This is a genomic window from Treponema ruminis (genome assembly GCF_014201975.1).
Taxonomy (GTDB): domain Bacteria; phylum Spirochaetota; class Spirochaetia; order Treponematales; family Treponemataceae; genus Treponema_D; species Treponema_D ruminis.
Map to the genome: position 1 here is coordinate 227,078 of NZ_JACHFQ010000002.1, position 12,161 is coordinate 239,238.

Below are 12,161 nucleotides of genomic sequence, written 5' to 3' on the forward strand. Positions count from 1 at the left end.
TTTTTTTAAGATTTTATTCCGCTTCCAATCAGCACGCTGTGGCCGAGAGCTAAAGGCTTAACTTCTATTTTCTGCTCGATTTCGTTAATCACGTCCTGAACATGAGTGATGATTCCAAGCATTTTTCCCTGCTTCTGAAGATTTTTAAGGGCGTTGATTGCCTCAGTCAAAAGCTCGCCGCTCAAAGTTCCGAATCCTTCATCAAGGAAAAGCGAATCCACGCGAACGTTCCGGCTGGCAAATTCAGAAATTGCAAGCGCAAAGGAAAGACTGACCAAAAATTTCTCACCACCGCTTAAATTTGAGACCGAACGGGGCTTTTCAAAATAAATATCCTGAATCTCAAATTCAAGCGAGGCTGCCTCTTTCTGCAGGACACGGTACCTTTTTGTGATTCCGAAAAGATTTTTGTTTGCAAGGGCAAGAAGTGAATTGAAGGCAAGGCTCTGAACAAATACCGACAAATCCGCTCCCTCGCGGGTTCCGGCCCACTTATTCATCTGCTCCCAGGTTCCGTACTCCTCCTGAAGTTTTTGGCAGTCAGCAAGGATTTTCTTTGCCCTCTCCTTGTTCTGTTCGTTGGCCTGAAGTCTTGTCTTGAGGTCAATCAGTTTTTCATTCAAATCTTTTTTCTCAAGGAGAAGCTCATTTCTTTTTGCGAGGATTTCTTCCTTATTAATAAGATTTTTTGAATCAGATTTTTCAAGAAGATTAGCAAGTTCCGCCTCTTTTTCTGAAAGGAGTTGCTCAAGCTGGGATTTTTTTGCAAGAAGGGCAGCCTTTTCTTCCTTCGCCTCATTCTGATCCTTCTCCGCCCTTTCAAAGTTCTTTCTCAGGGCCAGGATTTTCTGATTCTTCTGACTTTCTTCCTGGTCGACATTTTTCGAGCCGAAAAGTGCTGTCCTCTCATCCAAAAGTTTTTGAAGAAGGTTTTTCTCTCCCTCGAATTCAGCAGCCGCCTTTTCAAGATTTTCTTTTTGAGAAGCAAGATTTTCCTGAACGGCATTTTTTTCTGCGATTCTGGCTGATTTTTCGGTGTTGAAGTTTTTTTGCTGCTCGGTCTTTTGATTCCAGGCCTGAAAGCGAAGCCTTAGCTCTGCAAGGACTGACTCAAAATTCTCTTCGGTGGCGATTTTCTGCCAGATTGAAAGGGTTTCATTTATTTCATCAAGGATTTTCTGACAGTTTTCTTTTTGAGAAGAATGATTTTCTCCGGCATTTTTGATTTCAGCTTCAAGGGAAGTGATTTTTTCGCCAAGCGCATTGATTTTTGAGCTGATTTCCTCACGCTTTTTGGTGAGATTCGAGCTTTCACGGGCGATTTGAAGTGCCTTTTCAGAGCCGAGTATTTCCTGGGTCTCAGCAGGATTTTCACCCCCATCGCAATTTTCCCCTGAATGATAAAGGCTTCCGCAGACAGGACAGGGATTTCCATCTTTGAGCTGAGTTTGAAGGATTTTGGCGATAAAAAGGGCATCGGAAGCGACAAAAGATTTTATCGTTTCGTCTATTTTTTCAAGCTCAAGGGCTCCTTCCTCTTTTTGCAGGCTGACTTTTGAAAGTTCTTCTTCGAGGAAAGTTTTTTGCCTTTGGAAAGATGCAGCCGAATCTTTTGCCTGATTAAATGAATTCTTTAGGGCTGCGATTTTTGCCGCCGCCTCGGAGATTTTCGCATCATTTTCGTTCTCAGAAAGATATTTTTCGACTTCAGAAAGGGATTTTTCAAGGCCGGAGATTTTTTCTTCAAGGAAAGCAATTTTTTTCTCGCTTTCAGAAAGGGCGTTTGAAGCCGAATTCTTTCGATTTTCTGATTCAGTGAAAGTTTTTTGCGCGGAAGTGATTTTTACGTCCAGCTCACGGACTTTCTTCCATAATATCTGCTGATTTTCAAAATCCTTCTGCTGGCCTTCAAGCTCATCTTTTAAACTTGCCGCATTTTCCTGAGCCAGAGAAAGTTTTTTATCAGATTCCGTGAGCCCCGAGGAAATATTTTCGCCCTCTTTTTTGAGTTTTTCTATTTCCTCAAAAAATGAAAGCTCCTTTTCCAGTCTGGAAAGATTTTTTTCGCTTTCTGAAAGGGACTTTTCAATCTGAACTTCTGATTCCGCCGCCTTTTTTTCATCTTCTCCGCTCAGAATCAGGCTTTCGATTTCTTCCTTCTGACTCTTTGCAAACTGGAAATTCTTTTTGATTTCACTGAATTTTTCCGCAATTTTCTTGCCGATTGCCCGGTAGCGTTCAGTTCCGGTCAGTTTTTCAAGGATTTCTGCCCTCTCCCTGGCATTGCTTTCCAAAAAAGCACTGAACTCGCCCTGGGCAAGCATGATTGAGCGGCAGAACTGCTTGTAATCAAGCTGGATTATTTTCTGAGTCTCTTTTTCAAAATTTATTCCGCCGCTTCCGGAAGCAACGACTTCTTCCTGTGAGGAAAAAAGTTCGCCCAAATCAGATTTTTCACCGTCAATTTTCGTGATTTTAAAAGAAGTCTTCTGTAAATTTCCCTGAGCTTTTCCGCCTGCCCGCCTCTGCTCAAATTCAGAAAGAAAAAGCCCCTTTTTGCAGGAATAAGTCACGCTGGCCCGGCAGAAGCCTGTTCCCCGGGTCATGATTTCGTTTCCGCCCTCGCCGTTGTTGATTGCTTCCAGGCGGGGCGTTCGTCCGTAAAGGGCAAGGGTAATAGCATCAAGCAGGGTGGTTTTTCCGCTGCCTGTAGGTCCGTGAATCACAAAAATGTCGTGGTTTTTCGCATAATCCGGGTGTGTAAAATCAATTGACCATTTTCCTTTTAAAGAATTGAGGTTTTCAAATTCAAGTTTTGTGATCCGCATGGGAAAATTATAGCAAAAAATCCCTGGAAAAAACACTTAAAATTTTCGTAAATATCTTGAAAAAATCCCCCCGCATAAGCTATTCTTTTCCATCATGACACAAATCCCCAATATTTTGAAAAAACTTGAGGGAACTTCTGTTTACAGCACACTTTTGAGCATCGAAAGCTCCTACGAACGAATTGAAGCCGAACAAGGCGACTGGTACAAAAAAAGTAATTTTAACTGCCCCTCAGGCTGCGGCTCATGCTGCCACGGTTTTGAACCGGACATTCTCGAAGGTGAAGCCCTTTACATGGCAGCCTGGCTTTTGGAAAATCAGGAATTTACAGCAAGAAAAATCGCAGAAGGAGAATTTCCCTTCTCACACGAAGACGGAACCTGCCGCCTTTTTAAAAGCGACTCCCCCTTTCACTGCTCGATTTACGGAGGCAGGCCTTTTATATGCAGGCTTTTTGGCGCATCAAGCTTCCGCTCACGCACTGGCGAAAAAGTCTGGCGGCCCTGCAAATTTTACCCGGAAGATTATCTTTTAAAGCACAATCCGCCCCTTCAAAAAAGGCAGTATTCTGAGTCTGAAACCGAGATTGTAATCGGAGCTGTTCCGCCATTGATGAGCGACATGACCGGAGACGCAAGCTCTTCATCAAACGGCGAGACATTTTTGATTCACGAGATTTTGCCCCAGATGATTCAAAGGCTTTTGTGGCTGATTGACATGAACGACAACGGAAACGACAATCCAAACGGAACGCCATCCCCGGCTGCAGCTTAATCGGCCATCTTCATGAATAAAGGAAGGAATTTCTCAATAGCGGCCTTTCCTTCCTCGCTTTCGGCTGAGAGTCCTGATTTTGAAAGAATCAGCTGGGTAAATATTTCCCTGTCGTCGAGATTTTTGACTTCAGAAGCCTCAAAATTTTCAAGGGAAGAAGAAAGGATTTTCTCAGAATCAGCGATTTTCCAGCTGACCACGCTTACATTTTCAGGAAGAGCCTTGATTGCATCAGCAAGATAATCCTGAGCGCTTACGCCGAGTTCCCTCTTGTAGCAGACTTCGATATAAATAGGCTTTTTTCCTTCGGCTTTTTCAGATTTTGAATTTTTTGAGAATTTCTCAAGCTCTTTTTTGATTTCAGCCAAAGTTCCGCTAATTCTTCTATAAAGATAAGTTTTTGGAGTCTCGATTTTTTCTACATTAAGGCTTGCTTCCCCAGCTTTTTCGACATCCACGCAAAGGACATGATGAGGCAGAGAGGCTTCGTCAAAGCCCATCACAAAAGGAGAGCCTGAATAGCGGATTGCAGGATTTTTTGCCACCATCGAAGAATAATGAATGTGACCCAGGGCTACATAATCAACTGGCGGAAAGACAGAAGCCGGCACGTTTCCCAGAGTGCCCAGAACATCAAGGACTTTCATGCCGTCATCGCACTTTTCACTGGATTTTTTACTGGAAAGGCGTCCTTCCAGATCAGCGGCGTACAGGTGCCCGGTCGCAATCACAGGAAGGGGCCGGCCAGCCCTTAATTTTTCGGCTTCCTCAAAGGCCAAAGTATATATTTTTTGATATACTTTTGTATATAAATCCCCGTCAGAACATTTTTCAGATTCAGAAAGAAGATTTCTAAGCTCCACTTCGCGAACAAAAGGAAGGGCCATGCAGATTCCACAAGCCTTTCCCTCTGAATCATTAAGCTCAAAGCAGATCTGTGAAGGAAGAAGATTATTAATGGAGCCGACCACGCGGATATTGAGCACTTCAAGCAGTTCCCTTGCGCTGTCCAGCATGGGAGCCGAATCATGATTTCCGCCGATAATAATCACATTTTTGCAGCAGGAATCGACAAGAGAAGCAAGGAAGGTGTAATAAAGCCGCCTTGCCTCAAGACTGGGATTTGCAGTGTCAAAAATATCGCCCGCAATTACAAGGGTGGCGGCATTTTTTTCGGCTATAAGGTTTTTGAGCCAGCGAAGGAAAGCCTCAGCCTCCCCCCGCCTGTCAATTTCGTGCATCTGATTTCCAAGATGCCAGTCAGCAGTGTGAATGAATTTCATAAATTATTGCAATGGAGCGAAATAGCCAGTCTCGTCGCGGCCGCTTCGGTTCATGATGAAGGCCTCAAGCTCAACCGGCAGGTATCTCTGACCAAAATCAGTTGCAAGGCTTGATTCATAAGAAAGAACGTAAATACCGCTAGGAATATTGATGATGTCCTCGACAATGCCAGCCAGGCCCTCGTCACGATAGACATAGTAAGCACCGCCCTCAGTGTGGTCGCAGATGAAGTTGAGTTCAGCTTCGGCCGCTCCCTGAGAAAGAAGGAGATTGACGAAAGAAATCGCATTGTTGTTGAGGTAAGCAGTCAAATCGCTTAATCCGTATTTATCAAATGCACCCTGAGTAACCCGTCCGTCACCGATGTAGACAATCGTGCTTTTTTTGGCAGCGTTAATCAATGCATTTGAGCACATGCGGATAGCCACATCAAGGGCAACTCTTGAAGAAGCAGGATTTTTGAGGTTCTTGAGCTTAAAGTTTGCAGCGCCAGAAGGAGCACCTTCATATTCAATCAGAGGAACTTCGCCTGCACTTACGATTCTGAGGGTACCGCGGTTTTTCATTGCGCCAGCCAGCTCCTTGACGGCGTTCTCCATGCTTTCCTCGTATCGTGAAGATGAAAGAGAGCGGTCAATCAAAAGAGTGATGTCAGCATAATCGTTTGCGTAGGCAGCGCCCTCAAGCTTGTAATTCTTTACAGGAGCCTTATTTTCGGTGACGAAGAAATTATTTTCCTTGAGGCCGACAAGACTCTGGCGGGAACGGTTCTCAACCTTGACTTCAAGCGTAATTTTCGGGAAGGAATCAGAAACAACGCGCTCAATCTGAACGAAAAGGCCGCCGACAAGTTCGGAAAGCTTAGCCATAACAAAGACTTCATTTGAAGAGAAGTCTGTGACGAGGATGTTTCCGTTGATGTCAGGAACAGCGCTGGTAAGGCGTGAAGGAGCGTTGCCCGAAGAAAGGTTTTCGAAAAGGGCCCCCGTGTCAGTGTCGATTGAGTAGACCTTATTTTTATCACATGTAACGAGATAGCGGCCCCATCTCTTCATTGACTCAGGCTTTTTGAAAGTCTTGTTCTTGCAGAGAAGACCAAGATAGTTGCCAGAAACATCAAAGCGGTATACGGCACCCGTGAGGCAGTCAGCTACAAAAACATTGTTCTCGTAAATTGCGATTCCGGTTGGTCCCTTAAGCCCCGGAAAATCATCGCTCTTTGTTCCAAAGAAGAAAAGAGGATTTCCCTCGGCGTCAAAAACGTCAACACGGCTATTTCCAAAATCACTTACATAGATATTTCCGTCTGAATCCTCGGCCATGTACTGGGGACCGACCATTTTACCCACAGATGCACCTTTTTCACCGATGAATTTGATGAAGCTTCCCTTTGAATCCAAAAGGCTGAGCCTGTCACCGGCGAATTCACTGACAAGAAGGTTGCCGTTGTGCAATCTGATTAAATCCATAGGGCGGTCAAATCCGTTGAAGTAACCGCCGTTTCTGTCAATTACCAGACCATTGAGGTCGATTTTGAGAAGTTCATTTGAGCCGTAAGAAAGAACCCACATGGTTCCGTCATTGTTAGGCAGGACTGAAACCGGCTGGCTGAAAACAAAGTTGCCATCAGGATTTTTGCCTGCATAGCTGCCAGATTCTGTATAGCGGACAGGTTTTTCCAGAGCGGCTCCGGCAAGAAGACGCCTGTCACGGACGATTTCAATACGGTTCTGCAAAAGAAGGCCGCCATAGCCCTCGCCAGCCGCATACTGCCAGTGCTCCAGGGCTGCCCCCTCAACGCCTGAGCGGTAATAGGCCTTTCCAAGCCAGTCAAGGATTACATTTTCTTCAGGGAGATATGAAAGGGCCTTTTCAAACTGAAGGATTGAGTCATTAAAGGCTCCGCGGTAATAAGCCTGAACACCCCGGCGGAATTCCTGCTCGGCAAAGCCTGATGCTGCCGTGCGGGCACCGATGGAAGAACGTTCAGTAGCCCCCTGGCTTTTTAATGCCCCGCTCTGCTGGGAAAAAGCAGGAAGGGCTGCCAAAGAAATGAGAAAAACCGTAATCAAGGACTTAACTTTATTAATTTTCATTTTTTTATTTTCCGTTTTCAATTTCCAAGTTTCCGTTTAATTTTCCTGTGCGATTCTCAAATGCTCGGCAATTTCTTCGTTATTGGGAAGTTTTTCCTGAGCCTGATTGAGATACTTGAAAGCATCGTTCATGAGGCCTAACTTGAGGTAAACCCAGCCCACGCTGTCCATGCAGGCCGCAGAATCAGGTCTCTTGTCCAGGGCACGCTTACAGAAAGAAAGTGCCTTAGTGAGATCCCGGTTTTCGCAGGCAAGGACATAGCCCATTCCGTTGAGGGCCGTAGGATTATCAGGTTCAAGCTCAATGGCCTTTTTGTAGAATTCCAGGGATCTTTCAACATCATCCTGCTTCCATGCCACATAAGCGAGAGAAGTATAAACCGAAGCCGGCTTGTAACCAGACTCCAGCAGCTTATTCAGCTCGAACTCCGCAAGTTTTTTACGGCCGCTGTTGGCATAAATTACAGCAAGCACATACCTGCACTGCAAGACGCGCTCAAGCTCAAGCCCGCCCGTAACAACCTGCTCCAGATACAAAAGGGCATCATCATAATGCTCAAGCTTGGCATAGCACAAACCAATGTAGTAAGCCAGCTCAATATTGTTTATTTCAGAATCTTCCGGTAAAGAAAGGAAAAAAGCGAGGGCACCATTAAAGTCGCCCTTGTGATACATGGAGATTCCTTCGTTGAGAATATTGTTATCAGCCATACGCCCTCCCGCGAAAAGCCAATCTTAGAATTTAAATTTAACGCTTTGCCCCGCCCTTTTTAACACCGGCTCGGCATAAATCAGCGAAACTGCAATCTTTCCGCTGCGTGCAATATTATAATCAGAATCGGCCTCGCCTGTCACCGACAGTCCGTCACTTGTACAATGCCCCGAAAATAAATCTTCACCCTCAGATTTTATCGAAACTTTGTCACCGTAATCACGGATGCATCCAGAAGCAAAAGCCGCTTCTTTATAACTATCGGCAGAAGTAGCATTGAGACTTACAAAAACCTCACCGTCACACAGAGAAATAAGCTCATCAAGGTTATTTGCCGTAAAATCAGCCAGAGGCTTGAAATTGAAGCCCTCGTCGCCAATTTCGTAATCAAGATATTTTGACTCCAGGCTGACTGCAATCCCCGGAACTCCCATGAGGACAGCCTGACGGGCAGCCGCACAGGTGCCAGAATAGACTACGTCGGTTCCCATGTTGGGCCCGGAATTTATTCCGGAAACGACTGCATCAAACTGAACTCCGAACAAGGGAGACTTAAAGGCTGTAATTACGCAATCAGCAGGCATTCCTGAGCAGGCATAGAGGCCCTCTCCGAACTTTTGAATGGAAAGCCCCTTACCCATGGTGATTTTGCTAGACACGGCTGACCTGTTTGAATCAGGAGCAAGCACGTAAACCTCAGCCACTTTTTTCAGTGACTCGACAAGAACTTGAAGTCCCCTGCCATTGATTCCGTCATCATTAGTAACAAGAACTTTTTTGAGTTTATGAGACAATGCTGACTCCCTTCGCAGGCTCTACGATATGGCTTGAAGTTCGGAATCCGAAGATTTTCGTGAATTCTGAAAGCTTGCTGTTGAATTCCGGAACATCCTTTTCGTCGAGGATTGCGTACAGACAGCGGCCGAAGCCCTTTCCCGTGATGCGGCCACAATTGAATGGATTACGGGAATCATCGTTGTTGGGGTTAATCTCAGAAAGACGCTTTAATACCCAGTCAATCTCAGGACAAGAGATTTCGTATTCATCGCGCATGTTTTCATGACTGTGGTTGACTGCCCGCGCGAATTTGCCGAATGAGCCTTTATCAAGACCGTCCCAGGCATCAAGCACATACTGATGTTCCTTGATTATGCTGTTGAGCTTTTTGTGAATCATCTCCGGGGCAATCGAAAGGACAAGGTTGACTTCATGAGGATTTTCCTCGTAGCGCCAGCCGCCCTTTACATAAGACTTGCGGTCCTTTAACTCACCCAAAAGAAGGGCGCTTTCCGGCTCCCGGATGATTTCTTCGTTCCATATGTTTACGCGCGGAACTTTTGTATCAACAAGGATGATTTTTTTCTCTGGATAGTCAAAAGGAAGAAGCTGACAGGATTTAGTGGCATGGTCCGTGAGGACAAGAGATTTTTCGTCGGAATGGATGGCTGCAAGAATGTCTGAAAGGTAATGATTTGAATTAAGGAAGCGAAGGTTGCCCCTTGCCATTGCCTGAAGAATCTGAGGCTCATCGCACTTCAGGTTTTGCAGCTCGTTGATGGCATAGGCTGAACCGACCTTCATGGCCGTGTTGATTCCGAAGCCGGCAGACGGCAGAATGTCCGAATAAATCGTGAAATTCATGCCCTTTATTTCAAATCCGCCGGAAGTGAAACCGTAAATCATGGCCTTTATGGAATTTGCCCAGCGGTCTTCCTTGCGATATTTCATTCCCAGCATGGAAATTTTTTTGCGGTCCTTGAGCTGCGGAAAATAGAAATGGAAGGCAGCGTCGTCACGGAAAGAAACCGCGACATAGACAGGAAGGTTAACGCCCATCGAAAGCGTTTTATCACGGAAGAACCAAGAGTGCTCACCAATCAAATGAAATCTTCCGGGCGTGCAGACTACAACATCCGGAAACTGACCATATTCAGACTTATGAATATCTTTTACAAGATCCATAGAATCCCCCACCGCTTATTTCAATCAATTGCTTTTTTAAATGCAACTTAATAAAATGATAACACAATGTCTCGAATTTTACAAATTTTTTGTACGCTTCTTTCAACACTACTCATAGCCCTGGCCATTCCAAACGAGTTCCTCAAATTCGGCTCTCCACTTATCGGGCTTTTCGCGCTTTATCCCTTCTATATAGTCTTGGCCAGCTGTAAAAGCGTCAAAGAGACATTCATCCTCTGTTTCATTCACGGTTCGGTCGCCCACCTTCTCTCAAGCTTCTGGCTGGGCAATTTCCACGGCTTTGCAATTTTTACCCTGGGCGCCTCTGACCTGGGCACAGGCTTTTTCGAGGGCTTCTTCTCCCTGGCCTTTTATTTTCCGATTCTTTTCGCAAGCAGATTCCAAAAGCTTCAGTCATCCTCAGCCAGCTTTCATTTCGAAGTTCCTTTCCGGATTTTCTGGTTCTCTTCAATCTATGTAATCTGGGAATACTGCAAGTCAACCGGCTTCCTTGCCTATCCATGGGGCACAATCTCCATGACGGCATACGAATGGCCCCTAATCACTCAAATCGCTGACATCACCGGCGTGTACGGAGTTACCTTCCTTTTCGCCCTCTTTTCTGCAATTCTCGGCGAAGGCACCCTTTTACTCGGTAAAATCTCAAATTCATCAGACGGAAGAAATATCTTCGATTCATACAGAAAAAGCTGCTTGACGGCAGCAATTTTATTCGGCCTGACAATTATTTACGGGGCCTACCGTCTTGCGACTCAAAGTTCCCCGGTCAAAACCATGAACACAATCCTGGTCCAGCAAAACCGCAATCCTAAGCGTGAAAACGAAGAGGAAGACATCCTGCTGGCCCAAAGGCTGACCCAGGAAAAGCTTGATGAATACACAAATTCCGGCGAAACTTGCGATCTCGTCGTATGGAGCGAGGCCGTCCTTCTCAAGAGGTTTCCTGCCGCTGAACTCTACTACAGGTTCATTCCGTCAGAAAAACCCCTGATTGAATTCATTAGCGAAAACAAAACCCCTTTCATAATCGGTGGCCCGGAAGTTTTCGACAACGAAAAGCACGAATACGGCAATTCAGCCCTTCTCTTTAATCAGAAGGGAAAGCTCTCTGGCTCATACACAAAAATGCACCTTGTTCCTTTCGCCGAGCTGATTCCATTCAGAAAGTACGAGCCAGCACGAAAATTAATCAAAAAAATGATAGGCTTCTCCTACGGCTGGACTCCGGGTAAAAAACTAGTCCTCTTTGAAATTCCACTCAAAAATTCAATCGAGCCGGAAAAAGATTTCAAGATTTACTCGCTGGCAGAGCATCCCAAAGCCAGCAAGGAAAAAACTGCCTTTATTTCCACTCCAATCTGCTTTGATGATTCGGCTCACGAAGTCTGCCGGGGCCTGTACTTGTGCGGAAGCGAAGTTTTCGTAAACATCACGAATGATTCATGGTCAAAGAAAGAATCTTCTGAAATCCAGCATTTTGTCGTGGCCCACTACCGCTCAATCGAATACAGAACGACAACAATCCGCTCGGCAAACGCAGGCTACACATGCGTAATCGACCCGACCGGCAAAATCCTTGCAGAGCTGCCTCTTTTTGAGGAAGGAGCCCTTTCATACAAGGTTCCGATTTATGAGCGCAAGATGACAATTTACGCCCTCTACGGTGACTGGCTTCCATGGAGCCTTATTTTCCTCGCTTTCGCATATATTTTCCTGGCTGCAAGGCAAAAACACCAAGAAGAAGTCCAGCTCTCTCACATCAAAGTTACCCTTCTTCCTCACTCACTCGAATGGTATGAGCTTTGGGATTCAGTCTGCGAAAACTACGACAGGATTTTTGCTATTGACTGGAGCAACTGGAATCTATAAAATTGTTAACATCTAAAAATTTAAGAGGTTAACAATTGAAATCACGAAAATATGTATTCACGGCTCTTTTTGCAGCCCTCATCTCAATAGGCTGTGTAATCGCAATTCCACTTCCGGGCGGAGTTCCAATCACAGTACAGAACCTTTTCTGCATTCTTGCAGGCGGAATCTTAGGAACTTTCTACGGAGCCTTTTCAGTCTTTATCTGGATGATTCTTGGAGCGGTCGGAATTCCGGTATTCGCAAACGCCCACGGAGGACTTGCAATCATTTTAGGACCAACCGGCGGCTACATGTGGGGCTATGCCCTTGGCTCCCTCTTTCTGGGCTTGGCTCTCGGAAAGCCAAAATTCGGCGAAAAGAAAAAGGACGTGAAATTCATCATTAAAATCGCCCTCCTTTCACTGATTGCCTATGCCCTGGTCTATCTTCCGGGAATTCCATGGTTCATGCATGTAATGGCAGGCAAGGGAAAGCCTCAGACCTTCCAGAGCGCCCTCAAACTCACTTTCATTCCCTTTATTCCGGGCGATTTAATCAAATGGGCAGTCACGATCCCCCTGATCAGAGCCCTCAGACCGGTTGCAGCCAGATACCTCAACAGCGAGGAATAA

Annotated in this window: 9 protein-coding genes; 3 read left to right on the forward strand and 6 right to left on the reverse strand. The window is 45.5% G+C overall.

Annotated features, from left to right (window positions below; all coding sequences use genetic code 11):
• Positions 1 to 5: 5 nt before the first annotated feature.
• Entirely contained in the window at positions 6 to 2,828 is a 2,823-nt protein-coding gene (locus HNP76_RS03405; protein ID WP_184657515.1) for an SbcC/MukB-like Walker B domain-containing protein, read from the reverse strand.
• Positions 2,829 to 2,922: 94 nt separating this feature from the next.
• Here HNP76_RS03405 and HNP76_RS03410 point away from each other — a divergent pair, with 94 nt between their 5' ends.
• Complete coding sequence (locus HNP76_RS03410; protein WP_184657517.1) at positions 2,923 to 3,603, forward strand: YkgJ family cysteine cluster protein; 681 nt, start codon at positions 2,923 to 2,925, stop codon at positions 3,601 to 3,603.
• Here the strand turns inward: HNP76_RS03410 and sbcD are convergent.
• The 5 genes from sbcD to HNP76_RS03435 are packed head-to-tail and all read right to left on the reverse strand — an operon-like array spanning position 3,600 to position 9,657.
• On the reverse strand, positions 3,600 to 4,886 hold the full coding sequence (sbcD, locus tag HNP76_RS03415; RefSeq protein ID WP_184657519.1) for an exonuclease subunit SbcD: 1,287 nt from the start codon (positions 4,884 to 4,886) through the stop codon (positions 3,600 to 3,602). The genes HNP76_RS03410 and sbcD overlap by 4 nt on opposite strands.
• A gap of 3 nt (positions 4,887 to 4,889) precedes the next feature.
• Positions 4,890 to 6,983, reverse strand: coding sequence for a hypothetical protein (locus HNP76_RS03420; RefSeq protein WP_184657521.1), 2,094 nt, complete (start codon positions 6,981 to 6,983; stop codon positions 4,890 to 4,892).
• Between the two features lie 36 nt (positions 6,984 to 7,019).
• Complete coding sequence (locus tag HNP76_RS03425) at positions 7,020 to 7,694, reverse strand: tetratricopeptide repeat protein (protein WP_184657523.1); 675 nt, start codon at positions 7,692 to 7,694, stop codon at positions 7,020 to 7,022.
• A gap of 24 nt (positions 7,695 to 7,718) precedes the next feature.
• A complete protein-coding gene (surE, locus tag HNP76_RS03430; RefSeq protein ID WP_184657525.1) occupies positions 7,719 to 8,489 on the reverse strand; it encodes a 5'/3'-nucleotidase SurE in 771 nt (256 codons plus the stop codon).
• Positions 8,479 to 9,657 (reverse strand): galactokinase, encoded by a 1,179-nt coding sequence (locus tag HNP76_RS03435; protein ID WP_184657527.1) that lies wholly within the window; start codon positions 9,655 to 9,657, stop codon positions 8,479 to 8,481. Before HNP76_RS03435 ends, surE begins: the two co-directional genes overlap by 11 nt.
• 66 nt (positions 9,658 to 9,723) lie before the next feature.
• Here HNP76_RS03435 and lnt point away from each other — a divergent pair, with 66 nt between their 5' ends.
• Positions 9,724 to 11,547 carry an apolipoprotein N-acyltransferase gene (gene lnt, locus HNP76_RS03440; protein ID WP_184657529.1) on the forward strand — a complete coding sequence of 608 codons (1,824 nt, stop codon included), beginning with the start codon at positions 9,724 to 9,726 and terminating at the stop codon, positions 11,545 to 11,547.
• Between the two features lie 35 nt (positions 11,548 to 11,582).
• A complete protein-coding gene (locus tag HNP76_RS03445; protein WP_184657531.1) occupies positions 11,583 to 12,161 on the forward strand; it encodes a biotin transporter BioY in 579 nt (192 codons plus the stop codon).

What these genes read in the sequence shown, in the direction of transcription:
- HNP76_RS03405 (WP_184657515.1), bottom strand. Translation starts at nt 2,828, where the DNA reads ATGCGGATCACAAAACTTGAATTTGAAAACCTCAATTCTTTAAAAGGA.
- HNP76_RS03410 (WP_184657517.1), top strand. Translation starts at nt 2,923, where the DNA reads ATGACACAAATCCCCAATATTTTGAAAAAACTTGAGGGAACTTCTGTT.
- sbcD (WP_184657519.1), bottom strand. Translation starts at nt 4,886, where the DNA reads ATGAAATTCATTCACACTGCTGACTGGCATCTTGGAAATCAGATGCAC.
- HNP76_RS03420 (WP_184657521.1), bottom strand. Translation starts at nt 6,983, where the DNA reads ATGAAAATTAATAAAGTTAAGTCCTTGATTACGGTTTTTCTCATTTCT.
- HNP76_RS03425 (WP_184657523.1), bottom strand. Translation starts at nt 7,694, where the DNA reads ATGGCTGATAACAATATTCTCAACGAAGGAATCTCCATGTATCACAAG.
- HNP76_RS03435 (WP_184657527.1), bottom strand. Translation starts at nt 9,657, where the DNA reads ATGGATCTTGTAAAAGATATTCATAAGTCTGAATATGGTCAGTTTCCG.
- lnt (WP_184657529.1), top strand. Translation starts at nt 9,724, where the DNA reads ATGTCTCGAATTTTACAAATTTTTTGTACGCTTCTTTCAACACTACTC.